This window comes from Streptomyces xingningensis (assembly GCF_054957865.1).
Genome location: NZ_JBDJPF010000002.1, coordinates 78,402 through 104,384 on the forward strand (window position 1 = coordinate 78,402; position 25,983 = coordinate 104,384).

The following is a 25,983-nucleotide window of genomic DNA, read 5'->3' on the forward strand; positions in this document are numbered from 1 at the left end:
TCAGGGCCTCGTCAGGACCGCGTCAGCAGGATCGCGGCCGACGCCACCGCCGCCAGGATGATCGCCCCGACCCCATAGCCGAGCCGGTGCTCACGCAGCACCGGCAGGAAGTGGTCGGCCGCGTACCGCCCGGGCCCGGCCAGGGCGAGCGCCGCCGCGGCCACGGCGACCAGCAGCGTGTACTCCACGCCGTTGGGGACGAAGAACCCGCCGGACCAGGTCACATCGAGCGCGTTGATCATCGTGCCGAGGATCGCGGCCGCCGCCAGCGGGGTGAGCAGGCCCAGGAAGAGGCCGACGCCGCCCAGGCCCTCGCTGAGCCCGGCCACCACGGCCATGGCCTTGCCGGCCGGATAGCCGAGTTCGGTGAAGCCCTTGGCCGTGCCGTCGATGCCGGCCCCGCCGAACCAGCCGAAGAGCTTCTGCGCGCCATGCGCGGCCATGGTCAGGCCGAGCATCAGGCGCAGCAGCAGGAGCCCGGCGGAGGTGGCGGTCGCGGCGGGGTCGGGGAGGCTGCCGAGGCCGCCGAGGGAGGATCTGCTGGGGAAAACCATGGTGGGCACCTTCTTAGCGTCGTTTCCGGTCACCCCCCTCGAGAATCGGCCCCCCGGAGAACCGCGATCCTGCTGGTCAGATGCCCAGCTTCGCCGCCCGCAGCTTTGCGATGGCCGCCTCGTCCCCGTCCAGCTCCACCCGGGCGGCGTCCTGGCGGCCGAAGGCGAACATGGTCAGCTCGCCGGGCTCGCCGGTGACCGTGACCACCGGGGCACCGCGGCGGGCCACCACCGTGCGGCCGTCGGGCCGGCGCAGCACCAGACCGACCGGCGACTTGCGGCCGACCAGCCGCCCTGCCTTCTCCAGGCGGTTCCACAGCACATCGGCGAAGACCGGGTCGAGCTCGCGCGGCGTCCAGTCCGGCTGGGCGCGGCGCACGTCCTCGGTGTGCACATAGAACTCGACGGTGTTGGCCGCCTCGTCGATCTGCTTGAGGGCGAACGGCGAGGTGCGCGGCGGACCGGTGCGGATGAGCTGGAGCAGCTCCTCGTACGGTTTCGCGGCGAATTCGGCCTGCACTCGTTCCAGTCGGGCGGCCAGCGGCTTGATCAGTGCACCGGCGGCCGCGTCGGAGCGGCGTTCGCGCACCACCAGGTGGGCCGCCAGATCACGGGTGCCCCAGCCCTCGCAGAGCGTCGGGGCGTGCGGCCCCGCCGTCTCCAACAGGTCAGCCAGGAGCAGGCGTTCGCGCTGTGCGTGAGTTGACATGACGTCACCCTACGGTGACCACCCCACCCATGCCACGCTGCCGCGCCCGCCCCCTACGGCAGGGGCTCGGTCAGCTTGGCGCCGCCCGGGCTGTCGCTGCGGGTGAGCGAGCAGGCGACGGTGCGCTCGCCGCGGATCAGGAAGGCCAGCTTGGTCGGGTACAGCGCAAAGTAGTAGTACCGCTTGCCGTCGCCTATGGAATTCAGCTTCTTCTGGGCGTCCGCCTTGCACAGCCCCAGGGCCTTCTCCTTGATCTCCGAGTCATTGCCCATCGGGCCGTCGAGGGTCTCGGTCGCGACCACCTCACCGTCATGCGTGCCGTTGCAGGACTTCTTCTCCACCTTGGTCACGGAGGGGGTCATCGACGGATGGTCGAAGCACTCGCCGATCTTCAGGTTGATCAGCGGGGTGGTGGAAGGCGACGGCGTGTTCACATCGCGGCTGGGTATGCCGCCACCGCCCGGGCCGGGCAGCGAGGGGGAGTCCGCCGGTGACGGCGAGGCGCTGTCGCTCGGCGAGGCGGACGCGGGCGAGGGGGACGACTTCGCCACCGGCTCGCTCTTCCCGCCCCGGTTGGCGTAGATGACGCCGCCGACGGCCAGCCCCACGACCAGCACCACCGCGACCACGATCGCCGCGATCTTCGCGCCATTGCCACCGGACGGCGCCGGCGGCCCGGGCGGCATGGGCTGCTGGCCGTACGGCCCATACGGCCCGAAGCCCTGCCCCTGGCCATGGCCCGGCTGCCCCTGGCCGTACCCGGGCTGATCCTGGGGCGGCTGCTGCCCAAAGGGCGGCGGCTGCTGTCCGGGCGGGGGGCCAAAGCCCTGCGGCGGGCCGAAACCACCGCCGCCGCCGGGAGGTTGCGGCGGATTCGACGGAGGCGGCGGAGGCGGTGTGGTCATGACGGAAGCATGCCGCATGCCTCCGACAACCGTGCGAGTGGGATACGGCAAGGGGCCTCCGGCATCATGAATTCATGACCGCCCGCATCCCCACCGGCTCCTCCGCCCTCGACCCCGCCATCGCCGCCCGCCTCAAGCGCGACGCCGACGGCCTGGTCCCCGCCGTCGCCCAGCAGTACGACACCGGCGAGGTGCTGATGCTCGGCTGGATGGACGACGAGGCCCTGCACCGCACCCTCACCACCGGCCGCTGCACCTACTGGAGCCGCAGCCGGCAGGAGTACTGGGTCAAGGGCGACACCTCCGGACACGTCCAGCACGTCAAGTCCGTGGCCCTGGACTGCGACGCGGACACCCTGCTGGTCAAGGTCGACCAGGTCGGCCCCGCCTGCCACACCGGCGACCGCACCTGTTTCGACTCCGGTGACCTGCCGCTGGCCCAGTAGGCTCCGGGCCATGGCCGTCACCGCATCCGCCTCCGACGGGTCCGTCATCCCGGACGCCGACACCTTCCGCGCACTCGCCAAGGACCGCCGGGTCATCCCGGTCACCCGCCGCTTCCTCGCCGACGGCGACACCCCCGTCGGCCTCTACCGCAAGCTCGCGGCCGAACGGCCCGGCACCTTCCTGCTGGAGTCGGCCGAGAACGGCCGCACCTGGTCGCGCTACTCCTTCATCGGCGTGCGCAGCGCCGCCACCCTGACGGTGCGCGACGGAGCGGCCCACTGGCTCGGCACCCCGCCCGTCGGCGTGCCCACCGACGGCGACCCGCTGCACGCCCTGCGGACCACGCTCGAAACCCTGCACACCCCCCGCGACCTCATCGAGGGCGTGGGCCTGCCGCCCTTCACCGGCGGCATGGTGGGTTACCTCGGCTATGACATCGTCCGCCGCCTGGAGAAGATCGGCACCCACCGGGGCGAACCGGAGAGCCTCGGCCTGCCCGAGCTGACCATGCTGCTCACCTCGGACCTCGCCGTCCTCGACCACTGGAACGGCACCGTCCTGCTGATCGCCAACGCGATCAACCACAACGACCTCGACACCGGCATCGACGAGGCCCACGCCGACGCCGTGGCCCGCCTGGACGCGATGGCCGCCGACCTCAACCGGTCCGCACCCACCAGCCCCGCCACCCTGCCGCCCTCCGAACTGCCCGCATTCACCGCCCGCTGGGGCGGCCCGGACTTCATGGCGGCCGTCGAGGACATCAAGGAACGCATCCGGGCGGGCGAGGCCTTCCAGGTCGTGCCCTCCCAGCGGTTCGAGACCCCGTGCACGGCCTCCGCGCTGGACGTCTACCGGGTGCTGCGGGCGACCAACCCCAGCCCGTATATGTACCTGTTCCGCTTCGACGGATTCGATGTCGTCGGCTCCAGCCCCGAGGCGCTGGTCAAGGTCGAGGACGGGCACGCCATGGTGCACCCCATCGCCGGTACCCGGCCGCGCGGCGCCACCCCGCAGGCCGACGCCGCGCTCGGCGAGGAACTGCTCGCCGACCCCAAGGAGCGCGCCGAGCACCTGATGCTCGTCGACCTCGGCCGCAATGACCTGGGCCGGGTCTGCGAACCCGGCAGCGTCGAGGTCGTCGACTTCATGTCGATCGAGCGCTACAGCCATGTGATGCACATCGTCTCCACCGTCACCGGCCGCCTCGCCCCCGGCCGCACCGCCTTCGACGTGCTCACCGCCTGCTTCCCCGCCGGGACCCTGTCCGGCGCGCCCAAACCACGCGCCATGCAGATCATCGAAGAGCTGGAACCCGCCCGCCGCGGCCTCTACGGCGGCTGCGTCGGCTACCTCGACTTCGCCGGGGACTCCGACACCGCCATCGCCATCCGCACCGCACTGCTGCGCGACGGCACCGCCTACATCCAGGCCGGCGCGGGCATCGTCGCCGACTCCGACCCGGTCGCCGAGGACGCCGAGTGCCGCAACAAGGCCGCCGCCGTGCTGCGCGCCGTACACGGCGCGGCCCACCTCACCCGGCCGGAGGTGCCCTCGTGACCCCGGCTGCCTTGCTGACCCCGGCTGCGCGGGGCGCCGGCGCCCAGGGGATAGTGGAACCGTGAGCGCAGCCGTACCCCATCCCCGTACCCACGCCGAGCCCGTGCCGTCCCCCGGCCGGGGCAGCCGCCGCAGCGTCGCCGTGGCGCTGCTGTGCACGGCCCTCGGTGCCGCGCTCGTCCTCCTCGCCGGCGGCCGCACCTGGGCCGAGGGCTCGGCGGCCGGCATCGGCAACGCCGTGCGCGAGCACGCCAGCGGACAGGACATCACCGGCCTGCCCGGCGCCCTGGCGATCGTCGCCCTGGCCGCGCTGGTCGCCGTCTTCGCCGTCCGCGGCGTCGGCCGCACCCTCGTCGCCGCGCTGCTCGCGCTCAGCGGCGCCGGAGTCGTCGCGGGCTCCCTCACCGGTGCCACCGACACCGCCGCCCTGGAGGAGAAGGCCTCCAGGACCACCGGCGTCACCGGCACCGCCATCGAGCACGTCACCCACACCGGCTGGCCGTGGGCCGCCCTCGCGGGCGGCGTCCTGCTGCTCCTCGCCGGGCTGCTGGCGCTGCGCCACGGCCGCCACTGGCCCGCGATGTCCGGCCGCTACGAGCGCGACGGCACCCCCCGCCCCCGCCGCCCGCGCACCACCCCCGACCCCGAACGCCCCGAGGAGCTGTGGAAGGCCCTCGACCGCGGCGAGGACCCGACCGGCGACACGAGCCGCTGAGGCCGACCCCACGTCCGCACCACCCCGGGCCGTCGGGAACAATGACCGGCGAGCGTTCTTCGCGCCCGCGGGCGCGACACAGCAGCGAGGAGTCAAACCCATGCACAAGTACCATCACGGTCGCACCCCGGCCGCCTGGACCGGTGTCACCATCAGCTTCATCGGCTTCTGCGTCGCCAGCGTGTTCATCGTGATGTCCAAGCCGGTCGGCTTCTGGGCCGGAGTCGGCCTCACCGTCCTCGGCGCCGTCGTCGGCGGGATCATGCGTCTGATGGGCCGCGGTCAGGTGGAGACCCTGCCCAGCGCCCAGCCGCAGGCCCAGAGCTGACCGCCGTCCCCTCCGCCAAGGCGCGGCCCGGGCCCGTCCGCACGCCCTGAGCTGCGCCTTCACCGGTTCCGGCGCACACTCGGCGGTGTGCCGCACCTCGCCCCCGCCGCCCTGCTCGCGCGCCGCCTCGCCGCCCCGCTGGGCGTCGCCGCCGCCCTCGCCGCCGCCGCAGGCTATGTCGGGGCGGTGGACCCCAACCGGCCCGGCCACTACCCCGCCTGCCCGCTGCTGCGCCACACCGGCATCCACTGCCCCGGCTGCGGCGGCCTGCGCGGCCTGCACGCCCTCGTCCACGGCGATCTTGCCGCCGCGCTCGGCGCCAATGCCCTCGCAGTGGCCGGATACGCGGCGTTCGCTGTTTTCTGGGCGGTCTGGGTGGTCCGGGCCGCACGCACCGGCGGTGGCATGCCGCTCCGGCTGCGCCCGGTCCACTGGTGGGCGCTCGGCGCCCTGCTGGCGGCCTTCACGGTGGCCCGGAACCTGCCCTTCGGCGCGGCGCTGGTCCCCTGACGCGTCCACCTGGTGGGACGTGCGTCAACCGGATGCGAAACCTCTGCCCGACGGCAAGTACCATCGCAGTGTGCTGGTGAGGTGGTACGCATCGCATCAGCCCAGACGATCCGAGTTCGGAAGGGGGCCGCTCGCGTGAGTGTGCTCGACGAGATCATCGACGGAGTCCGTGCCGACCTCGCCGAGCGGCAGGCGCGCGTCAGCCTCGACGAACTCAAGGAGCGGGCGGCCAGGGCGCCGCAGGCCCGGGACGGCGCCGCCGCACTGCGCGGCGAGAACGTCGCCGTGATCTGCGAGGTCAAGCGGTCCAGCCCGTCCAAGGGAGCGCTCGCCGCGATCGCCGACCCCGCCGGGCTCGCCGCGGAGTACGAGGCGGGCGGCGCGGCGGTCATCAGCGTGCTGACCGAACAGCGGCGCTTCGGCGGCTCCCTCGCCGACCTGGCGGCGGTGCGCGCCCAGGTCGACATCCCGGTGCTGCGCAAGGACTTCATCGTCACCGCCTACCAGCTGTGGGAGGCGCGCGCCCACGGCGCCGACCTGGCCCTGCTGATCGTCGCCGCGCTCGAACAGGAGGCGCTGGTCTCCCTGATCGAGCGGGCCGAGTCCATCGGGCTCACCCCGCTGGTGGAGGTGCACGACGAGGAAGAGGCGGAGCGGGCGGTCGCCGCGGGCGCCCGGGTCATCGGCGTCAACGCCCGCAACCTCAAGACCCTTGAGGTGGACCGGGGCAACTTCGCCCGGGTCGCACCGGAGATTCCGGACGGGATCATCAAGATCGCGGAGTCCGGGGTGCGCGGCCCGCACGACCTGATCGCCTATGCCAACGACGGGGCGGACGCGGTGCTGGTGGGCGAGTCGCTGGTCACCGGCCGCGACCCCAAGGGCGCCGTCGCCGATCTGGTGGCGGCCGGGGCGCACCCCGCGCTGCGGCACGGCAGGGGCTGAGCACGTGGCCGGGTGCGCACGTCTGGCTCGGGGGTGCCGCCCCCGGGGCTGTCGTGCGCCTGCCCGGCGGGTACGGGGCCGCAGGGTGCGGTATCACATCGGGTGCGAGCCGGGGCAGGTCAACGGGCGCCGATGGCGTCGGGTGGCGTGGTAACCGAAGCCATGGGCATACCCGCCCGCATTGACCGTCACCCCAGGAGTACCTTCAGTGTCCTCTGACTTCTTCATTCCCGACCCAGAGGGTCAAGTCCCCACCGCCGCCGGTTACTTCGGCGCGTTCGGCGGCAAGTTCATCCCCGAGGCACTCGTCGCCGCCGTCGACGAGGTGGCCGTGGAGTACGAGAAGGCCAAGGCGGACCCCGCCTTCGCGGCCGAGCTCGACGACCTGCTGGTCAACTACACCGGGCGCCCCAGCGCGCTGACCGAGGTGTCCCGCTTCGCCGAACACGCGGGCGGCGCCCGGGTGTTCCTCAAGCGCGAGGACCTCAACCACACCGGATCCCACAAGATCAACAATGTGCTGGGCCAGGCCCTGCTCACCCGGCGCATGGGCAAGACCCGGGTCATCGCCGAGACCGGCGCCGGCCAGCATGGCGTCGCCACTGCCACCGCCTGTGCGCTCTTCGGCCTGGAGTGCACCATCTACATGGGCGAGGTCGACACCCGGCGCCAGGCGCTGAACGTCGCCCGGATGCGGATGCTCGGCGCCGAGGTCATCTCCGTGAAGTCCGGCAGCCGCACCCTCAAGGACGCCATCAACGAGGCGTTCCGCGACTGGGTCGCCAATGTGGACCGCACCCACTACCTCTTCGGCACGGTGGCCGGCCCCCACCCCTTCCCCGCGATGGTCCGAGACTTCCACCGGGTCATCGGCGTGGAGGCCCGCCGCCAACTCCTGGAGCGCACCGGCCGGTTGCCGGACGCGGCCCTGGCCTGCGTCGGCGGCGGTTCCAACGCCATCGGGCTGTTCCACGCCTTCCTGCCCGACGACGGCGTCCGGCTCATCGGCTGCGAACCCGGCGGACACGGCGTGGGGACCGGCGAGCACGCGGCCACCCTCACCCAGGGCAGCCCGGGCATCCTGCACGGCTCCCGCTCCTACGTCCTGCAGGACGAGGACGGCCAGATCACCGAGCCCTACTCGATCTCGGCCGGGCTCGACTACCCCGGCATCGGCCCCGAGCACTCCTACCTCAAGGACCTCGGCCGGGCCGAATACCGGGCCGTCACCGACGGCGAGGCCATGGAGGCCCTGCGCCTGCTCTCCCGCACCGAGGGCATCATCCCGGCCATCGAGAGCGCCCACGCCCTGGCCGGCGCGCTCGACGTCGGCCAGGAACTGGGCCCCGACGGGCTGATCCTGGTGAACCTCTCCGGGCGCGGCGACAAGGACATGGACACGGCCGCCCGCTACTTCGGGCTCTACGACGAGGCCGACGAGAAGCAGGAGGCCAAGTGATGGCAGGGAACCTGGAGTTGCTGAACTCCGTCATCGCCGCCGCCAAGGCGGAGAACCGCGCCGCACTCGTCGGCTACCTCCCGGCCGGCTTCCCCACCGTGGACGACGGCGTACGGGCCATCACCGCGATGCTCGACGGCGGTTGTGACATCGTCGAGGTCGGACTCCCGCACAGCGACCCGGTCCTGGACGGCCCGGTCATCCAGACCGCCGACGACATCGCCCTGCGCGGCGGGGTGCGGATCGCCGATGTGATCGACACGGTCCGCCGGGCGCACCGGGCGACCGGCGCGCCCATCCTGTGCATGACGTACTGGAACCCCGTCGACCGCCATGGCCCCGAACGGTTCGCCGCCGAGCTCGGCGCGGCCGGGGGAGCGGGCTGCATCCTGCCGGACCTGCCGGTCGAGGAGTCCGAGGCCTGGCGGAAGGCGGCCCAACAGCACGGCCTGGCCACGGTGTTCGTGGTCGCGCCGAGCAGCCGCGACGACCGGCTGGCCAAGATCACGGCAGCGGGCAGCGGCTTTGTCTACGCGGCCTCGCTGATGGGCGTCACCGGCACCCGGGAGTCCGTGGGCCAGGAGGCCCGGCAGCTGGTGCGCCGCACCCGGGCCGTGACCGAATTGCCGGTCTGCGTCGGCCTCGGCGTCTCCAACGCCCAACAGGCGGCCGAGGTCGCCCAGTTCGCCGATGGTGTCATCGTCGGCTCGGCCTTCGTCAAGCGGCTGCTGGACGCCCCGGACCTGGAGACCGGGCTTGCCGCGGTGCGCACCCTCGCGGGTGAACTCGCGGAGGGCGTGCGCAAGCGCGGCTAACCCGTTCGACGGAACTTGCCGCCGGGGGTGTGCGAGAGCGCACCCCCGGTTCGTTGTACGGGGACGTGAGTCAGAAGAACAGTGACGGAAAGCGCAGCGCCCGCGAGCGGCTGCAGGAACAGCGCCGGAGAGAAGAGGCGCGGGGGAATCTCAAACGACAGGCCAGGATGGCCGGTGTGGTGGTGGCGGTGCTCGGCATCGGCGGCGGGGCCGCGGTCTGGGCCGCCACCGCGGGCAAGGGCGGCGGCAAGCCGAAGGCCGCCGCCCCCGCCGTGGCCCCCCAGGGCGCCCTCGGCAAGGACGGCTCCGCCATCCCGGTCGGCAAGCCCGCCGCCAAGGCCACCCTGGTGGTCTACGAGGACTTCCGCTGCCCGGCCTGCGCCCAGTTCGAGAACGCCTTCCGGGACACCATCCACGGGCTGGAGGACAAGGGCCGCCTCAGGGCCGAGTACCACATCGTCACGCTCATCGACAAGAACCTCGGCGGCAAGGGCTCGATCAACGCGGCCAACGCGGCCGCCTGCGCCCAGGACGCGGGCAGGTTCGCGGCCTACCACGACCTGCTGTACAAGAACCAGCCGCCGGAGACCAATGACGCCTACGCCAAGAAGTCCCGCCTGATCGAGCTGGCGGGCAAGGTCGGGGAGCTCAACACCCCGGGCTTCCAGAAGTGCGTGGACGACGGCACCCACGACTCCTGGGTGCGGCACAACCAGGAGGCCTTCAACAAGGGCGCCTACCACGCCACCCCCACCGTGCTGCTCAACGGCAAGAGCATCTACGCCGACCCGGCCAATCCGCTGACCCCGGCCAAGCTGCGGGAGCTGGCCGCGGCGACGCCCAAGAGCTGAGGCGGCCAGGAGCTGAGCAGGGAAGCTCGTTACGCAGCTGTTGTGCCGGGTGGGTTGCCGCTTGCGCGTCCCGGCAGGGTAGCGTCGGTGGTGCCATGAATCTCGCATACATTCCCAGCCCGTCGACCGGCGTGCTCCACCTCGGGCCGATCCCGCTGCGCGGCTATGCCTTCTGCATCATCATCGGCGTCTTCGTCGCCGTCTGGCTCGGCAACCGACGCTGGATCGCGCGCGGCGGCCGGGCCGGGACGGTCGCCGACATCGCCGTGTGGGCGGTGCCGTTCGGCCTGGTCGGCGGCCGGCTCTACCACGTGATCACCGACTATGAGCTGTACTTCGGTGAGGGCCGCAACTGGGTCGACGCCTTCAAGATCTGGGAAGGCGGGCTCGGCATCTGGGGCGCCGTCGCCCTGGGTGCCGTGGGCGCCTGGATCGGCTGCCGACGCCGCGGCATTCCGCTCCCCGCCTGGGCGGACGCCCTGGCGCCCGGCATTGCCATCGCCCAGGCCATCGGCCGCTGGGGCAACTGGTTCAACCAGGAGCTCTACGGCAAGCCGACGGACCTGCCCTGGGCGCTGAAGATCGACGCCGATCCGGCGGTCGGCCGCGTCGCCGGAACGTACCACCCGACCTTCCTGTACGAGTCGCTGTGGTGCCTGGGCGTCGCGGCCCTGGTGATCTGGGCGGACCGCAGGTTCAAGCTGGGACACGGGCGGGCGTTCGCCCTCTATGTGGCCGCGTACACGGTGGGCCGGTTCTGGACCGAGTACCTGCGGGTGGACACCGCCCACCATGTGCTGGGCCTGCGGCTCAACGACTGGACGGCGATCCTGCTCTTCCTCGCGGCGGTCGCCTACATCGTGCTCTCCAACAAGCGGGTCCCCGGCCGGGAGGCGGTCGTCGAACCGACGGCGGTGGCGGCCCCGGCGGCCACCGGGGACGGCGGGGCCACCGAGAACGGCGGGGCCACCGAGAACGGCGGGGACGGCGGGGACGGCGAGCGGGACGGCAAGCCCGTCGGCAAGCCCGCCGAGGGGCGCGACACCGGCACCGGCCCGGACTCCGAGCCGGCCACCAAACGCTGACCCCTGTTTTACAAAACCGCAGGTCAGCGCGGTAAGTTCGGCCTTCCTTGCTAGCGGATCACCCTCATTCGTGCGTACCTTCGACATCGGATGGGGGTGAAGCGACAGGCTCCGCCCCCGGGAAGGGAGCACCCGGAGCATGTCTGTCCTCGACACCGTCGCCACGCCGCACATCGCCCACCGTGACAACCACACGCACCGCGATGTCAACGGCGGCTGGCTGCGCCCCGCCGTCTTCGGCGCCATGGACGGGCTGGTGTCCAACCTGGCCCTGATGACGGGCGTGGCCGGCGGCTCCGCCACCTCACAGACCATAGTGATCACCGGCCTGGCCGGGCTCGCGGCCGGGGCCTTCTCCATGGCCGTCGGCGAGTACACCTCGGTCGCCTCACAGCGTGAGCTCGTCCTGGCCGAGCTGGACGTCGAGCGCGGCGAGCTGCGCAAATACCCGGTCGACGAGCTGGAGGAGCTGGCCGCGCTCTATGAGTCACGGGGCGTGGAGCCCGCGCTCGCCCGCGAGGTCGCCCGGCAGCTGTCCAACGACCCGGAGCAGGCGTTGGAGATCCACGCCCGCGAGGAGCTGGGCATAGACCCCTCCGATCTGCCGTCGCCGATGACCGCCGCGGTGGCCTCCTTCGGCTCCTTCGCGCTGGGCGCGCTGCTGCCCGTGCTGCCCTACCTGCTCGGCATGAACCAGCTGTGGCCCGCCATCCTGCTGGCCCTCGGCGGTCTCTTCGCCTGCGGCGCCGTCGTCGCCCGGGTCACGGCCCGGTCGTGGTGGTTCAGCGGACTGCGCCAGCTGCTGCTCGGCGGGGCCGCCGCGGGTGTGACATACCTCCTCGGTATTGCGTTTGGCACCGCCATCGGGTGATGCTCTATGCGGGCCACCGCATAACGTGCAGGTTTCCTCGCGGTTTCAAGGCTTTGACAGCAGGGCACAATCCCCAAGCGCCGCGGGCAACGCCGCCCGCGTTGCGCCGTGTCCGGCGCCTTCGAACCGGGCGATCCCCGGCAGACTGCGAAGCGCTCAGCCACACGGCATCGTCCACATGATGGAACGCAGTATCCGCTTTGCGAGAATTGCCCCATCATGTAGCCTGCACCAACTTCGCGGAGGGCCAACGTCGTCCCTCGGCACATGCACACGCCATGACTGCCAAGACGACGACGGGAGCGCCGATGCGTTCTGCATCCCACCCCGCCCAGCAGGGACTGTACGACCCGCGCAATGAGCACGACGCCTGCGGCGTGGGCTTTGTCGCGACGCTCACCGGCGAGGCGAGCCATGCGCTGGTGGAACAGGCGCTCACCGTCCTGCGCAATCTCGAACACCGCGGCGCCACCGGCTCCGAGCCGGACTCGGGCGACGGCGCGGGCATCCTGGTGCAGGTCCCGGACGCCTTCCTGCGCGAGAGCGTCGGGTTCGAGCTCCCGGCTCCGGGGGCCTACGCGGTGGGCATCGCCTTCCTTCCGGCAGCTGCCGAGACCGCCGTCTCGCAGGTCGAGACGATCGCCGCCGAGGAGGGCCTGACCGTCCTCGGCTGGCGTGCCGTCCCGGTCGCCCCCGAACTGCTCGGCAGTGCCGCCCGCGGCACCATGCCCGAGTTCCGGCAGCTGTTCGTAGCGGATGGCGTGAGCAGCGGGATCGCCCTCGACCGCAAGGCGTTCGTACTGCGCAAGCGTGCCGAGCGCGAGGCCGGGGTCTACTTCCCCTCGCTCTCCGCCCGCACCCTCATCTACAAGGGCATGCTCACCACCGGGCAGTTGGAGCCGTTCTTCCCGGACCTCTCCGACCGCCGCTTCGCCACGGCCATCGCCCTGGTGCACTCCCGGTTCTCCACCAACACCTTCCCCAGCTGGCCGCTCGCCCACCCGTACCGCTTTGTCGCGCACAACGGCGAGATCAACACGGTGGGCGGCAACCGCAATTGGATGCGGGCCCGGGAATCCCAGCTGGCCTCCGAGCTGTTCGGCTCCGCCGACCATGGGCGCAGCGGCTCCGCCGACCATGGGCACAGCGGCTCCGCCGACCATGGGCACAGCGGCGAAGGCGGGAGCCTGGAGCGGATCTTCCCGGTCTGTACCCCGGACGCCTCCGACTCCGCCTCCTTCGACGAGGTGCTGGAACTGCTCCACCTGGGCGGGCGTTCGCTGCCGCACAGCGTGCTGATGATGATCCCGGAGGCCTGGGAGAACCACACCGCCATGGACCCGGCCCGGCGCGCCTTCTACCAGTACCACTCCACCCTGATGGAGCCCTGGGACGGACCGGCCTGTGTGACCTTCACCGATGGCACGGTCGTCGGCGCCGTTCTCGACCGCAACGGCCTGCGCCCGGGCCGCTACTGGGTCACCGATGAGGGGCTGGTCGTCCTCTCCTCCGAGGTCGGCGTCCTGGACATCGACCCCGCCAGGGTCGTCCGCAAGGGCCGCCTCCAGCCGGGCCGGATGTTCCTGGTCGACACCGCCGAGCACCGCATCATCGAGGACGACGAGATCAAGGCCGCCCTGGCGGCCGAACAGCCCTACCGGGAGTGGCTGGAGGCCGGGCTCATCCAGCTCAAGGACCTCCCCGAGCGCGAGCACATCGTGCACACCCACGCCTCGGTCACCCGCCGCCAGCAGACCTTCGGCTACACCGAGGAGGAGCTGCGGGTCATCCTCGCGCCCATGGCCAAGTCCGGCGCGGAGCCCATCGGTTCGATGGGCACGGACTCGCCGATCGCCGCGCTCTCCGAGCGCCCGCGGCTGCTCTTCGACTACTTCACCCAGCTCTTCGCGCAGGTCACCAACCCGCCGCTGGACGCCATCCGGGAGGAGCTGGTCACCTCCCTGATCTCCTCCCTCGGCCCGCAGGGCAACCTGCTGGAGCCGACCGCGGCCTCCTGCCGCAGCGTCACCCTGCCGTTCCCGGTGATCGACAACGACGAGCTGGCCAAGCTCATCCACATCAACGCCGACGGCGACCTGCCGGGCCTGAAGGCCGCCACCCTCTCCGGCCTCTACCGGGTGAGCGGCGGCGGCCGGGAACTCGCCGCCCGGCTGACCGAGATGTGCGCCGAGGCCGATGCGGCGATCGAGGGCGGCGCCCGCCTGATCGTCCTCTCCGACCGGCACTCCGACGCCGAACACGCGCCCATCCCCTCACTGTTGCTCACCTCGGCGATTCACCACCACCTCATCCGTACCAAGCAGCGCACTCAGGTGGGGCTGCTGGTGGAGGCCGGTGATGTCCGCGAGGTGCACCATGTCGCGCTGCTGATCGGCTACGGAGCCGCGGCCGTCAACCCGTATCTGGCCATGGAGTCCGTCGAGGACCTGGTGCGCGCGGGGACCTTCCTCCCGGACATCGCCCCCGAGACCGCGATCCGCAACCTCATCAGGGCGCTGGGCAAAGGCGTGTTGAAGGTGATGTCCAAGATGGGCATCTCCACCGTCGCCTCCTACCGGGGCGCGCAGATCTTCGAGGCCATCGGGCTGGACGAGTCCTTCTCCGACACCTACTTCCACGGCACCGCCAGCAAGATCGGCGGCGTGGGCCTAGACGTCATCGCCCAGGAGGTCGCAGCCCGGCACGCCAAGGCCTACCCGGCCACCGGCGTCCCCGCCAGCCACCGCAGGCTGGAGATCGGCGGCGAGTACCAGTGGCGCCGTGAGGGCGAGCCGCACCTCTTTGACCCCGACACCGTCTTCCGGCTCCAGCACTCCACCCGCGCCCGGCGCTACGACATCTTCAAGCAGTACACCGAGCGCGTGAACGAGCAGTCCGAGCGGCTGATGACCCTGCGCGGGCTGTTCTCGCTCAAGGGCGACCGCGAGCCCGTCCCGCTGGACGAGGTCGAGCCGGTCAGCGAGATCGTCAAGCGCTTCTCCACCGGCGCCATGTCCTATGGCTCCATTTCCCGCGAGGCCCATGAGACGCTCGCCATCGCCATGAACCGGCTGGGCGCCAAGTCCAACACCGGCGAGGGCGGCGAGGACCCGGACCGCCTCCACGACCCGGCGCGCCGCTCCAGCATCAAGCAGGTCGCCTCCGGCCGCTTCGGCGTGACCAGCGAATACCTGGTCAACTCCGATGACATCCAGATCAAGATGGCTCAGGGCGCCAAGCCCGGCGAGGGCGGCCAGCTGCCCGGCCACAAGGTCTACCCCTGGGTGGCCAGGACCCGGCACTCCACCCCCGGCGTCGGCCTGATCTCACCGCCCCCGCACCACGACATCTACTCCATCGAGGATCTCGCCCAGCTGATCCACGACCTCAAGAACGCCAACCCGGCCGCCCGCATCCATGTGAAGCTGGTCTCCGAGGTCGGCGTCGGCACCGTCGCGGCGGGTGTCTCCAAGGCACACGCCGATGTGGTGCTGATCTCCGGCCACGACGGGGGCACCGGCGCCTCCCCGCTCACCAGCCTCAAGCACGCCGGCGGCCCCTGGGAGCTGGGCCTCGCCGAGACCCAGCAGACCCTGCTGCTCAACGGGCTGCGCGACCGGATCGTGGTGCAGACCGACGGCCAGCTCAAGACCGGCCGGGATGTGATCGTCGCCGCCCTGCTCGGCGCCGAGGAGTTCGGCTTCGCCACCGCACCGCTGGTCGTCTCCGGCTGCGTCATGATGCGCGTCTGCCACCTGGACACCTGCCCGGTCGGCATCGCCACCCAGAACCCGGTGCTGCGCGAACGCTTCAGCGGCAAGGCCGAGTTCGTCGTCAACTTCTTTGAGTTCATCGCCGAAGAGGTCCGTGAACTCCTCGCCGAACTGGGCTTCCGCACCCTGGAGGAGGCCGTCGGCCGCGCCGGACTCCTCGACACCACCCGGGCCGTCGACCACTGGAAGGCACAGGGCCTGGACCTGGCGCCGCTGCTCCATGTACCGGAGCTGCCCGCCGGGGCCGCCCGCCACCGCACCACGGACCAGGACCACGGCCTGGCCAAGGCCCTCGACAATGAGCTGATCAAGCTGGCCGCCGACGCGCTCAACACCGTCGGTGCCGAGGAGGCCCAGCCGGTACGCGCCCAGGTGGCCATCCGCAACATCAACCGCACCGTCGGCACCATGCTCGGCCATGAGGTGACCAAGCGCTTCGGCGGCGCGGGCCTGCCCGACGACACCATCGACATCACCTTCACCGGTTCCGCGGGCCAGTCCTTCGGTGCCTTCCTGCCGCGCGGCGTCACCCTGCGACTGGAGGGCGACGCCAACGACTACATCGGCAAGGGCCTCTCCGGCGGCCGGATCGTCGTCCGCCCCGACCGGGGCGCCGACCACCTCGCCGAGTACTCCACCATCGCGGGCAACACCCTCGCCTATGGCGCCACCGGCGGCGAACTGTATCTCCGCGGCAGCGTCGGCGAACGGTTCTGCGTCCGCAACTCCGGTGCCACCGTGGTCTGTGAGGGCGTCGGCGACCACGGCTGCGAGTACATGACCGGCGGCCGGGCCGTCGTCCTCGGCCCCACCGGCCGCAACTTCGCGGCCGGCATGTCCGGTGGCATCGCCTATGTCATCGACCTCGATCCCGACAACGTCAACCAGGAGCTGGCCACCGCCGTCGAACCCCTCGACGCCGACGACCGGCGGTGGCTGCACTCAGTGGTGCGCCGCCATCACGAGGAGACCGCCTCGACCGTCGCGGCCGCGCTCCTCGCCGACTGGGACACGGCCGCCGCCCGCTTCGGCAAGGTCGTGCCCCCCACCTACAAGGCAGTGCTCGCCGCCAAGGATGCCGCCGAGCGAGCCGGTCTCTCCGAGACCGAGACCCACCGGAAGATGATGGAGGCGGCGACCCATGGCTGACCCGAAGGGCTTTCTCACCACCGACCGCGAGGCCGCCCGCACCCGCCCGGTCGAGGAGCGCGTCCGCGACTGGAACGAGGTGTACGTCCCCGGCTCCCTCCTTCCGGTCATCAGCAAGCAGGCGGGCCGCTGCATGGACTGCGGCATCCCGTTCTGTCACAACGGCTGCCCGCTGGGAAACCTCATCCCCGAGTGGAACGACTACGCCTACCGCGAGGACTGGCGGGCCGCCAGCGAGCGGCTGCACGCGACCAACAACTTCCCCGAATTCACCGGCCGGCTGTGCCCCGCCCCCTGCGAGTCCGCGTGCGTACTGGGCATCAACCAGCCGCCCGTCACCATCAAGAACGTCGAAGTCACCATCATCGACAAGGCCTGGGCCACCGGCGACGTCACCCCCCAGCCCCCCGAGCGGCTCTCCGGCAAGACCGTCGCCGTCATCGGCTCCGGCCCGGCGGGCCTGGCCGCCGCCCAGCAGCTGACCCGGGCCGGGCACACGGTGGCCGTCTATGAGCGCGCCGACCGCATCGGCGGGCTGCTGCGCTATGGCATCCCCGAGTTCAAGATGGAGAAGCGCCACATCAACCGGCGCATCGAGCAGATGCGGGCGGAGGGCACCAAGTTCCGTACCGAGGTGGAGATCGGCCGGGACATCGACGGCGCGAAGCTCCGCGGCCGTTACGACGCGGTGGTCATCGCCGCCGGTGCCACCACCTCCCGTGACCTGCCGGTGCCCGGGCGGGAGCTGACGGGCATCCACTTCGCCATGGAGTACCTGCCCGTCGCCAACAAGGTGCAGGAGGGCGACTTCGTCGCCCCGCCGATCACCGCCGAGGGCAAGCATGTGGTCGTCATCGGCGGTGGTGACACGGGCGCCGACTGTGTCGGCACGGCGCACCGCCAAGGGGCCGCGTCCGTCACCCAGTTGGAGATCATGCCGCGGCCGGGGGAGGAGCGGACGGCTGCCCAGCCGTGGCCGACGTTCCCCATGCTCTACAAGGTCACCTCGGCCCATGAGGAGGGCGGCGAGCGGGTCTACTCCGTGTCCACGACCCGCTTCGAGGGTTCCGCCCCTGAAAAGGGAGAGACTGTCGGCCGGGTGCAGTGGCTGCACCTGATCGAGGTGGAGTTCAAGGACGGCAAGCCGGTGCAGAAGCCCGGCACGGAGCGGCGCATCCCGGCCCAACTGGTCACCCTGGCCATGGGGTTCACGGGCACGGACCGGGCGAATGGCCTGGTCGACCAGCTGGGGCTGGAGCTGGACGCCCGTGGCAACATCGCGCGGGACGGGGAGTACGCCACCAATGTGCCGGGTGTCTTCGTCGCCGGTGACGCGGGCCGCGGTCAGTCGCTGATCGTCTGGGCGATCGCGGAGGGCCGCTCCGCGGCGCGGGCGGTCGATCACTACCTGACGGGCGCGAGCACGCTGCCCGCCCCGATCCGGCCGACGGACCGGGCGCTGACGGTGTAACGGCGGGCCGCTGTCCTGGACCTCGTGGACGGGGACGAGGTCCAGGCTCCCTGCCATGCCGGCGCGACAGCGGCTGACTACAGCGAAATCTTCCGTTCGTCGGCTTTGAGGCCGCGGAGTGTCCACAATCCGTACAGAGCCAGCAGCGGTTTGACGATCATCCACTCGCCAGGGCGGTAGTCATCCGCACGCACGAGCCGCTCGGCAAGATCGGGGCGCTGCCGCCGCAAGTACGCGCGGGCCTTGAGCGCGTGAGCCGGCTGGGAGGCGATCTTGATGCGGTCGACGTCTTCGAGCAGTGGGATCACGTTCGTGATGTTCTCCCATGTGGTCCCGCTTTGATCTTCGAGGAGCACTGTGCCGTCGAACGCGAGCACCGACTTCGCGTAGTCGGCCATCAATTGGGCCTCTGTGGCACCACTGCCGATCGCCCCGCCGCTGAAGATCACGCGAGTGCCACGTGCACGGTCAGCGGTGATGGAGCGAATTCCGGCACGGACTCGCCAGCGGTTGATGAAGTTTGCCGTCGCTTGGGGGTTCCGGTATCCCAGCACGACCACGGCCTCGGCAGCGCCCCCGCTGTTCCCCACGAGAGCTCGAGACCAGCGCCAGTTCAACCACTCGCCCCAGGCCAGGGCTGCCGCCCCGGCCATCGCCACTCCTGCCCTTCGTCGCATGCAGCGACTCTAGGGCACCGCGGTGTCGGGCAACGAAGGCACCAGTCGCGCTACGAACGACGCATTTCTGTAAGGAGTTCGTGGGCGGGCTGGTCGACTGCCCGCAACAGGCAGCCGGTCCCGGCGCGCGTGGCGCCCTGCCCCGCCCGGTTGCGACAGCATCCTAAATAGGTAAGGTTGATTTCTACAGTTTAGGCAAGACATTCAGGTGCCGGGAGCGCTCGTGGTCCAGTTGCCGGAGAAGCCGTCACGGATGGTCGACCGGGATGCCGAGTGGCGGCAGTTGGCCGAGTTTGTCGCACAGGCCGGAGAGACGCTGCGGATCGGGGTTGTGTCCGGCCGCCGTCGGTACGGGAAGTCGTTTCTGCTGCGCTTGCTGACCCAGGCCATGGGTGGCCTGTATGTGACGGCTGTGCAGGAGGACGGGCGGCGTGGTGCGCAGGAGCGCTTCGCGGCTCAGATCGCCGCCCACACGGGGCTGCCGACCGGGTCGTTGCGCTTGGACGACTGGGATCAGCTGCTGCGTACCGCATTGTCGCTCACCTCGCGCCCGGGTGGCGGCGGACTGCTGGTGATCGACGAGTTCCCGTACTGGCTACAGCATTCGCCCGAGGTGTCGGGCCTGTTGCAGCACATCTACGACGATTCCCAGTTCGGTGTCGAGAAGGCGCCACGAGGAGCGTTGATCCTGTGTGGCTCGGCGATGAGCGTGATGCATGAGCTGCTCTCGGGCACCAAGCCGCTGCGGGGGCGGGCCATGGTCGACTTGCGGCTTGCGCCGTTCGACCACCGGGCCGCTCGTGCCTTCTGGGGGATCGAGGACGCGCATACCGCGCTGCTGCTGGACTCCGTGGTGGGCGGTGCACCCGGCTACCGCCCTCTCACGGATGTCCCCTCGCCGCAGCGGCCCGAGGACTTCGGCGCATGGGTGGAGCAGGTGCTGCTCGCGCCGTACCGGGCCACCTACTCGCGTACCGAGACGGAATACCTGCTGCGTGAGGACCCGCGTATCACCCACCGCACGCTCTACTACGAGATCCTCACCGCCATTGCGGAAGGCGCCTCCACCCCGACGAAGGTGGGAGCCGCTCTCGGCCGGGACCGCTCGGCGGTCACGCATCCGCTGGAGGTGCTGGAGTCGGCCGGGTATGTGCGGCGCGAGCAGGACATGCTCAAGCAGCGCACCCCGGTGATCACGCTGCCCGACCCGGTGATCCGCTTCAACCAGCTCATCACCCTGCCCCAGGCGGACCACATCGAGGACGGGCATGCCGCCGAGGCATGGCGTGCCTCCTCGCCCACCTTTCACTCCAAGATTCTCGGCCCTCATTTCGAGGATCTCGCCCGCACCTGGACGCGTACCTACGCTCGCACCGAACTGCCGGGCCCGCGCTTCGGCCAGGTCGGTGCCGCGGAGATCGCCGACCCTGCCGCCCGCACCAAGCACGAGATCGACGTCCTCGCCCTCGGCCCCGGACAGCGTCCGTGTTCCCCTCGCTCGCGCATCTCCCTGATCGGCGAGGCCAAGGCCACCGCCGACCCGCGCGGCCCGGCCGACCTGGCCCGCCTGGAACGCTGCCGCGACCTGCTCACCACCCAGGGCCACCAGGCCGCCGAGGCACGGCTCGTCCTGTATTCCCTGCACGGCTTCCGGCCCGACCTCGAACGGCACGCGGCCCGTCGGCACGATGTTCTCCTCGTCGACCTCGCCGCCCTCTACGGCGACGAGCCACCACATGGCGGCGCCGCGAACGGCTGAGACGAGGACCAGCCAACGCGGGGCACATCACGCACTGTTGACACACCGTACGGTGCCTTCGCGAGGATCACGGAGGACCGGGCGAAGACACCGTACGGGTGCTGACCACCTGTGGGGTGCCGGCTACTTCACCCTGACGGTGACCTGCCAGGGGACGACCGCGTGTGAACAGGAGTGGTCGGCTCGGCGGGGCACACAGCGCAGTTGGGAATCGAGGGTGGTGGTGCCGGAGGCCCGCGGGTGGAAGGTCGCCATGGCGTCGCCGTTCGGTGCTGTGGACTGGGCGTCCCGGCGGAGCACGGCGTTGTCGGCGGCGGTGGGGCCGCTCCACGCCCAGGTCGAGTCGCCGTTCTGCTGGCCGGTGAGCCGGACCGTGACGGTGTCTCCCTTGAGCACGGTGAGAGCCGTGCGGTTGTCCTTGTTGGACAGTGTGAAGGTCTTGGGCTTCGGCACCTGGTGAGTGTGGGGCGCGGCGGAGGCCGCATCGGGCACGGTCACCGCGGCGGTGGTCAGGGCCAGCCCGGTGGCGAAGGCGGCGGCCAGCAGCTTGGCAGATTTCATGGCTCCCTCAAGTAATCCGGTGGCACCTGTGGATGCTCAGCCACACTGCCCCGTTTGCCCTGCGCCAATGCGAAGTTCACCGGTATGGGTGGTTCATCTGTCCTCGGTGTGCTGCTTCAGGACGTCACGCAGCCGGTGTTCGGAACCTCTCGCGAACAGGGAGCGGATCTCGCTGATCGGTGTGCAACCGGGAACGTAGTCCTCGTCCTCGTCGCCGGGCAGGAAACACGACGGCGGCCTCGCCGCCACCGGCACCCGGATCCTCACCGGCGCGGGCATCGCCGCCGCGCTCCTCGCGGGCGGCGCGAGCCTGGTCCGGTGGCGCCGCCGCTCCGCCGGAAGCTGACCCACAACGTGCCTGACGCGGCACGACCGGGTTCCGTACCCGCCCGGGCGGGTGGGTCGGAACCCGGCGTCACTCAAGGAACCGCGATATTGATGGGCGCTTGGATCGCCTGCCGCCTAGGGTCTGCCGTATGACGCTCGCCTACGATGCGGCCGGGGAAGGCCCCGCGCTGGTACTGCTGCACTCCGCGGTGTGCGACCGGAGGATGTGGGATCCGCAGTGGCCGGCCCTGATTGACGCTGGGTACCGGGTGGTGCGCTGCGACTTCCGGGGCTTCGGCCGGACGCCCTTGCCGGACCGGCGTGACAACGACGCCGGGGATGTGTTGGACCTGCTGGACGCCCTCGGTATCGAGCAAGTGGCGCTGGTCGCCTCCTCGTACGGCGGATGTGTTGCCCTGGAGGTCGCCGCGCGCCGACCGGACCGGGTCACCGCCTTGGCGCTGTTGTGCGCCGGACTGCCGGAGCATGAACCCACCGATGAGCTGCGCGCGTTCGGTCAGCGGGAGGACGCGCTGATCGAAGCGGGCGATCTCGCGGGGGCGGTGGAACTGAACGTGGACACCTGGCTGGGGCCGGATGCCGAGGAGACGGTCCGGCAGGAGGTGCGCCGGATGCAGCGGCGTGCCTTCGAGGTGCAACTGGCCGCGCCCGAGGGAGCCGGGTGGCACAAGGCGGAGATCGATCTGTCGGCGATCAGGGCGTCCTGTCTCGCTGTCTCAGGCGGGCGCGACCTGGCTGATTTCCGGCAGATAGCCGCACGGCTGCCCGGGCTGCTCGCCAACGCCCGGCATCTCGAACTGCCCTGGGCCGCTCATCTGCCCAGCCTGGAGCGGCCTGCCGTGGTGACAGATCTGCTGACCGGCTTCCTGCGCGAGACAGTCCCTGCCGGCGGAGCGTGATCGCCACACGCGTCCAGGTCAGGCGGAGAGGCGGCCGGAGCTTTCGGCGATGGCCATCACAAAGGCGGACCAGGCGGGGCTGCTGAAACCGAGGGTGGTCCGGTGAGGGGCCTTGCTGTCCCGGACAGGGACGAAACCCTGCAGGTTGGTGGCAACTTCTATGCAGTTATTTGGGTCCCCGCCTTGGCTGTAGGAGCTCTTGCGCCAGCTCGCGGTGGTTATGTCGAAATGGTCGGTGCGCATGGGTGGTTCTCCTCAATCAGCTTGCGAATCAGTGCGATTGATGCAGATTCCGACAGGGCGTCGTCTCGCTGGCGATCGTATAGAGCGGCGTACCTGACTACGTCTGCTGTGTTGGTCACGTAGGTGGGGCGAACCGGATCGCTGAAGTGAACGACTTGTCGCCCTTTGGGTAGTGTCAAGATCGTCATGGACCGTAATCCGAGAAACATCCCTTTCCTATCGAAGGGGATCACTCTGATCCGGACATTCGGCCTGTCGCTTGCCGTGATCACCTGTGCAAGTTGGTCACGCATAACACGGCTGCTGGCGATGTGGTGATGGAACGCCTGTTCTTCGATGACTGCCGAGAACTCTGGAGGTTCTGCGCGGTCGAGAATCGCAGCATGCGACAAGCGGTGCCGCACCTTCTCCTCGAGATCGCCGCCGTAGAACGCCATGCCTCGGTCCAGGACCTCTCGCGCGAACGGCTCGGTCTGGAACAGTCCTGGGATGAAGTCCGCCAGGTGACGGATCCTGATCGCCTTCGATTCGAGGCCGAAGTACCGCTGTGCCCATTTGGCCTCGGGGCTGTCATTGAGGCAGTCCCACGCGTCGAACAGGCGGCCTCTCGCCTTGAGCACCCCGTCAAGAGCCTGGGCGGTGCTCTGTGTGGGGATGACGCCACCGGTCTCGAACCGGGAGATGACTGTATGGGTGATCGCCACCTCCTTGCCGAGTTGGTGCTGCGTCCAGCCTCGGGCCAGCCGCAACTCCCGGATCAGCGCCCCGAACTGCGCGAGGCGAGACCGGGACGGGTCGAGTCTCTTCGGCGCAGGCATGGCTGCAACCGCCATTTTCATGTCAGAACTGACAAACCGCTGGTGGAGACGAGCGTAGAGGGCGTGGCAGATACTTGGTGACCAGAACCGGAAACTCAACTCCGGCCATCTGGCGCCGTGTTCCCGCTGTCCTGATGCCCTCCATACGCCCGGCGCACACCCCTGCCGGAAGGGCTTCAGGCCACTCGGGCGGCGCTCGGTTCCGGCCGAAACCAAGTACGCACCGGCTGCGCACGCGCGCGGCGCCGCAAGGAGCACCCTCATGCCCTTCTTCCCGTACACCGGCAACACCGGCGGCGGATTCACCCCAGTCCCACCCCGAGCCGCACCCGTGGACGAACTGCTCCGCGAAGTAGGCACCCTGGGCAGCCGCCTGCCGACGCTAGGCCGCGTGAGAACGCTGACCGACCGGCTCCGCGTCAGCATTCACCTACTGACCGACGAGGTCGAAACCGCCGCCCGCGGCCGAGAAGCGGACGACCCGGTCCGTACGGGCGCCCTCGCGGCGGTCGAGGAGGCTCACCACCTCCTCCGTCTCGGCCCTGGTGACGGCTACACCTCCGCGATCACCTTCTCCAGAACCCTTGGTCGAGCCGTCGAAGCACTCCTTCATCACCGGCAGCAACTACACCAGGACGAGCGATGACGAGCACCGTGGGACGTTTGATGAACAACTGCCGCCACCAGTCCGGTTGGGAGCCGGGCGACGGCGAGGAGCAGTGCCGCATCTGTGGCACGCGCCGCTTCACCAACTACGGCGCCCTGCGCCCGCCCGGGCTACCGGTTGCTTTGACCCCGGCACCGCGCGACAAGGCCCGCGCGGACCGTTCCGCCGCCATCGCCATCGCCATCGCGCACGCGCTGCGCGGTCCGGGGTGGTGGAGGCCCAGTGGGGCGTCATTCTGCCCGGCTGCCTGACGCAGATGGCACCGCGATGCGTAGGCGGGACCACAACCCCCGGCGCCACACCGACCGCGCCGCCACCTCGCGGAACCCCACCCACGCAGCCCGCTGCGCGATCCGCACGGCTGTCGGGCATGTTCAGGCACGTCCGGACGGTGTTGTTACGGCCTCTCCGCGGAGGCCGATGGCGCGGAGTCCGCCTTGGGAAACCTGGTGAGCAGAACGGTCAGCCCGCCCAGGAGCCCGATGGCGCCCGCCACCCAATATGCCGCGTGGAAACCCGACAGCTGATCGGCTGGATTTGTGGCACCGCCGCTGACACCGGTCGAAACAGCAACCAGGATCGCCAAGCCGACGCTGTTGCCCACCTGTTGCGCGGTCACATTGACCGCGCCGGCGACTCCGTGCTGGTGGAGCGGCAGGCCCTCCAGCGTGGCGGCCGTCATCGCGCCGAAACCCAAACCCTGGCCGGTGCTCATGACCACGATGCCGGGGAGCATGTGCACCCAGTACGAGCCGTGCTCAGGTGTGCCCACCCACAGAGTGATGCCGGTTCCGATGAGAAGCAGGCTGGCAGCCATCAGGGGCTTATAGGCCGCAGGCGACATCAGACGTCCGGCGATCTGCGAACTGATGATCACGACTACGCCCATGGGCAGGACGGCCAGTGCAGACTCGAACGGCGAGTAACCGAGTATCCCTTGCGCATACAGCGGCGAGAAGAACAGCAGCCCACCGGCACAGGTGTAGAAGACAGCGCCGGTGAGGGAGGCGGCCCGCACCGGGCTGCTGCGGAAGATACTCATCGGAAGCAGCGGCTCCGTCCGCCCCTTCTCCCACCCGACGAAGCCCGCCAGCCCGATCGCGGCCAACACCAGTGAGGCCAGGACCTGTGCGGACCTCCAGCCGACTTCACTGCCCTCGCTCACGCCGTACACGACCAGGCCTATACCCAGGGTGACCAGGATCGCGCCCGGGATGTCCAGGGGGCGCGGCTGGCGCCGGCCCGCAGGAAGCAGCGCCCGGACCCCTGCCAGGATCAGAACTCCGGCGAGGACACTGATGGCGAACGCCGAGCGCCAGCCAAGGAAGTCGGTGAGGACCCCGCCGGCAACCAGCCCGGCGCTGAAGCTGGACCCGCCGGTCGCCGCATAGACCGCCAGCGCCCGGTTCCGCTGCGGTCCTTCGGGAAAGATCTGGCTGAGCAGAGCAAGCGACGCAGGGCCGGACAGCGCCGCACCGATCCCCTGCAGCGCACGAGCCGCGATCAGCACCCCAACGGTCGGAGCGAGCGCGGCGCCCAGCGAGGCCGCGACGAAGAGCGCGACGCCCACCGCGAAGATCTTCCTGCGGCCCAGGACGTCCGCGATCCTGCCCCCGAACAGGAGGAACCCGGCAAAAGCAATGGAATATGCCGTCATCGTCCACTGCAGCGCGGAGCTGCCAATGTCGTACTCATCACCGATGGAGGGCAAGGCGGCATTGATGACCGCAGCTCCACCGGTGTCCAGTGCCAGCGCTCCGGCAAGGAGAACGAGCGCCCACCGGCGTCGACTTGCGGGCACGCCGGTATCCGGCACTCCCGTTCCTGGTTCCGTGTCAAGAAGTGTCACTTCGTACTCCCATGG

At 70.4% G+C, this 25,983-nt stretch carries 27 protein-coding genes; 18 read left to right on the plus strand and 9 right to left on the minus strand.

What is annotated here, in order from left to right:
• Positions 1-11: 11 nt before the first annotated feature.
• The 3 genes from ABCR83_RS01565 to ABCR83_RS01575 form a co-directional block, all read right to left on the minus strand.
• Positions 12-554 (minus strand): DoxX family protein, encoded by a 543-nt coding sequence (locus tag ABCR83_RS01565; protein WP_462692696.1) that lies wholly within the window; start codon positions 552-554, stop codon positions 12-14.
• Between the two features lie 76 nt (positions 555-630).
• Positions 631-1,263, minus strand: coding sequence for a TIGR03085 family metal-binding protein (locus tag ABCR83_RS01570; protein WP_462692476.1), 633 nt, complete (start codon positions 1,261-1,263; stop codon positions 631-633).
• 53 nt (positions 1,264-1,316) lie between these two features.
• Positions 1,317-2,168 (minus strand): septum formation family protein, encoded by an 852-nt coding sequence (locus ABCR83_RS01575; protein WP_462692478.1) that lies wholly within the window; start codon positions 2,166-2,168, stop codon positions 1,317-1,319.
• Positions 2,169-2,242: 74 nt separating this feature from the next.
• Between ABCR83_RS01575 and hisI the strand changes: the two genes are divergently transcribed.
• The 14 genes from hisI (at position 2,243) to ABCR83_RS01645 (ending at position 18,147) form a co-directional block, all read left to right on the plus strand.
• The gene (gene hisI, locus ABCR83_RS01580) at positions 2,243-2,614 is read left to right on the plus strand and encodes a phosphoribosyl-AMP cyclohydrolase (protein ID WP_462692480.1); all 372 of its coding nucleotides are present in this window, start codon (positions 2,243-2,245) and stop codon (positions 2,612-2,614) included.
• A 10-nt stretch (positions 2,615-2,624) separates the two neighbouring features.
• Positions 2,625-4,175, plus strand: coding sequence for an anthranilate synthase component I (locus ABCR83_RS01585; RefSeq protein ID WP_462692482.1), 1,551 nt, complete (start codon positions 2,625-2,627; stop codon positions 4,173-4,175).
• Positions 4,176-4,236: 61 nt separating this feature from the next.
• Positions 4,237-4,890, plus strand: coding sequence for a TIGR02234 family membrane protein (locus tag ABCR83_RS01590; RefSeq protein ID WP_462692484.1), 654 nt, complete (start codon positions 4,237-4,239; stop codon positions 4,888-4,890).
• 100 nt (positions 4,891-4,990) lie between these two features.
• Positions 4,991-5,218 (plus strand): HGxxPAAW family protein, encoded by a 228-nt coding sequence (locus tag ABCR83_RS01595; protein ID WP_462692486.1) that lies wholly within the window; start codon positions 4,991-4,993, stop codon positions 5,216-5,218.
• 87 nt (positions 5,219-5,305) lie between these two features.
• On the plus strand, positions 5,306-5,728 hold the full coding sequence (locus tag ABCR83_RS01600; RefSeq protein WP_462692488.1) for a DUF2752 domain-containing protein: 423 nt from the start codon (positions 5,306-5,308) through the stop codon (positions 5,726-5,728).
• 135 nt (positions 5,729-5,863) lie between these two features.
• The gene (gene trpC / locus ABCR83_RS01605; protein WP_462692490.1) at positions 5,864-6,673 is read left to right on the plus strand and encodes an indole-3-glycerol phosphate synthase TrpC; all 810 of its coding nucleotides are present in this window, start codon (positions 5,864-5,866) and stop codon (positions 6,671-6,673) included.
• On the plus strand, positions 6,624-6,827 hold the full coding sequence (gene trpM / locus ABCR83_RS01610) for a tryptophan biosynthesis modulator TrpM (RefSeq protein WP_462692698.1): 204 nt from the start codon (positions 6,624-6,626) through the stop codon (positions 6,825-6,827). Before trpC ends, trpM begins: the two co-directional genes overlap by 50 nt.
• Before the next feature lie 54 nt (positions 6,828-6,881).
• Positions 6,882-8,132 carry a tryptophan synthase subunit beta gene (gene trpB, locus ABCR83_RS01615; RefSeq protein ID WP_462692492.1) on the plus strand — a complete coding sequence of 417 codons (1,251 nt, stop codon included), beginning with the start codon at positions 6,882-6,884 and terminating at the stop codon, positions 8,130-8,132.
• Complete coding sequence (gene trpA / locus ABCR83_RS01620) at positions 8,132-8,947, plus strand: tryptophan synthase subunit alpha (RefSeq protein ID WP_462692494.1); 816 nt, start codon at positions 8,132-8,134, stop codon at positions 8,945-8,947. The genes trpB and trpA overlap by 1 nt, the downstream gene beginning before the upstream one ends.
• A 65-nt stretch (positions 8,948-9,012) precedes the next feature.
• Positions 9,013-9,798, plus strand: a complete 786-nt coding sequence (locus tag ABCR83_RS01625; RefSeq protein ID WP_462692496.1) for a DsbA family protein — start codon at positions 9,013-9,015, stop codon at positions 9,796-9,798.
• Positions 9,799-9,893: 95 nt separating this feature from the next.
• Positions 9,894-10,883 carry a prolipoprotein diacylglyceryl transferase gene (gene lgt / locus ABCR83_RS01630; RefSeq protein ID WP_462692498.1) on the plus strand — a complete coding sequence of 330 codons (990 nt, stop codon included), beginning with the start codon at positions 9,894-9,896 and terminating at the stop codon, positions 10,881-10,883.
• 139 nt (positions 10,884-11,022) lie between these two features.
• Positions 11,023-11,754 (plus strand): VIT1/CCC1 transporter family protein, encoded by a 732-nt coding sequence (locus ABCR83_RS01635; protein WP_462692500.1) that lies wholly within the window; start codon positions 11,023-11,025, stop codon positions 11,752-11,754.
• A gap of 308 nt (positions 11,755-12,062) precedes the next feature.
• Positions 12,063-16,676, plus strand: a complete 4,614-nt coding sequence (gene gltB, locus ABCR83_RS01640) for a glutamate synthase large subunit (protein WP_462692502.1) — start codon at positions 12,063-12,065, stop codon at positions 16,674-16,676.
• Positions 16,669-18,147: a glutamate synthase subunit beta gene (locus tag ABCR83_RS01645; protein ID WP_462692504.1), complete on the plus strand. Its 1,479-nt coding sequence runs from the start codon at positions 16,669-16,671 to the stop codon at positions 18,145-18,147. The genes gltB and ABCR83_RS01645 overlap by 8 nt, the downstream gene beginning before the upstream one ends.
• A 77-nt stretch (positions 18,148-18,224) precedes the next feature.
• On the opposite strand, the gene ABCR83_RS01650 is transcribed toward ABCR83_RS01645, so the two are convergent.
• Positions 18,225-18,824, minus strand: a complete 600-nt coding sequence (locus ABCR83_RS01650) for a YdcF family protein (protein WP_462692505.1) — start codon at positions 18,822-18,824, stop codon at positions 18,225-18,227.
• A gap of 253 nt (positions 18,825-19,077) precedes the next feature.
• Between ABCR83_RS01650 and ABCR83_RS01655 the strand changes: the two genes are divergently transcribed.
• Positions 19,078-20,583: an AAA family ATPase gene (locus ABCR83_RS01655; protein WP_462692700.1), complete on the plus strand. Its 1,506-nt coding sequence runs from the start codon at positions 19,078-19,080 to the stop codon at positions 20,581-20,583.
• Positions 20,584-20,706: 123 nt separating this feature from the next.
• On the opposite strand, the gene ABCR83_RS01660 is transcribed toward ABCR83_RS01655, so the two are convergent.
• Positions 20,707-21,144, minus strand: a complete 438-nt coding sequence (locus tag ABCR83_RS01660; protein WP_462692507.1) for a hypothetical protein — start codon at positions 21,142-21,144, stop codon at positions 20,707-20,709.
• Positions 21,145-21,237: 93 nt separating this feature from the next.
• Positions 21,238-21,423 carry a hypothetical protein gene (locus tag ABCR83_RS01665; protein ID WP_462692509.1) on the minus strand — a complete coding sequence of 62 codons (186 nt, stop codon included), beginning with the start codon at positions 21,421-21,423 and terminating at the stop codon, positions 21,238-21,240.
• Between the two features lie 197 nt (positions 21,424-21,620).
• Between ABCR83_RS01665 and ABCR83_RS01670 the strand changes: the two genes are divergently transcribed.
• On the plus strand, positions 21,621-22,391 hold the full coding sequence (locus tag ABCR83_RS01670; protein WP_462692511.1) for an alpha/beta fold hydrolase: 771 nt from the start codon (positions 21,621-21,623) through the stop codon (positions 22,389-22,391).
• A gap of 18 nt (positions 22,392-22,409) precedes the next feature.
• Here the strand turns inward: ABCR83_RS01670 and ABCR83_RS01675 are convergent, their stop codons facing one another.
• Entirely contained in the window at positions 22,410-22,634 is a 225-nt protein-coding gene (locus ABCR83_RS01675) for a DUF397 domain-containing protein (RefSeq protein ID WP_462692513.1), read from the minus strand.
• Positions 22,610-23,473, minus strand: a complete 864-nt coding sequence (locus tag ABCR83_RS01680; RefSeq protein WP_462692515.1) for a helix-turn-helix domain-containing protein — start codon at positions 23,471-23,473, stop codon at positions 22,610-22,612. The genes ABCR83_RS01675 and ABCR83_RS01680 overlap by 25 nt, the downstream gene beginning before the upstream one ends.
• A gap of 241 nt (positions 23,474-23,714) precedes the next feature.
• Between ABCR83_RS01680 and ABCR83_RS01685 the strand changes: the two genes are divergently transcribed.
• Together ABCR83_RS01685 and ABCR83_RS01690 are read left to right on the plus strand one after the other, a co-directional pair.
• A complete protein-coding gene (locus tag ABCR83_RS01685; protein WP_462692517.1) occupies positions 23,715-24,098 on the plus strand; it encodes a DUF6415 family natural product biosynthesis protein in 384 nt (127 codons plus the stop codon).
• Positions 24,095-24,370 (plus strand): DUF6255 family natural product biosynthesis protein, encoded by a 276-nt coding sequence (locus ABCR83_RS01690; protein WP_462692519.1) that lies wholly within the window; start codon positions 24,095-24,097, stop codon positions 24,368-24,370. The genes ABCR83_RS01685 and ABCR83_RS01690 overlap by 4 nt, the downstream gene beginning before the upstream one ends.
• A gap of 146 nt (positions 24,371-24,516) precedes the next feature.
• Here the strand turns inward: ABCR83_RS01690 and ABCR83_RS01695 are convergent, their stop codons facing one another.
• Positions 24,517-25,935, minus strand: a complete 1,419-nt coding sequence (locus tag ABCR83_RS01695) for an MFS transporter (protein ID WP_462692521.1) — start codon at positions 25,933-25,935, stop codon at positions 24,517-24,519.
• Between the last annotated feature and the right edge of the window lie 48 nt (positions 25,936-25,983).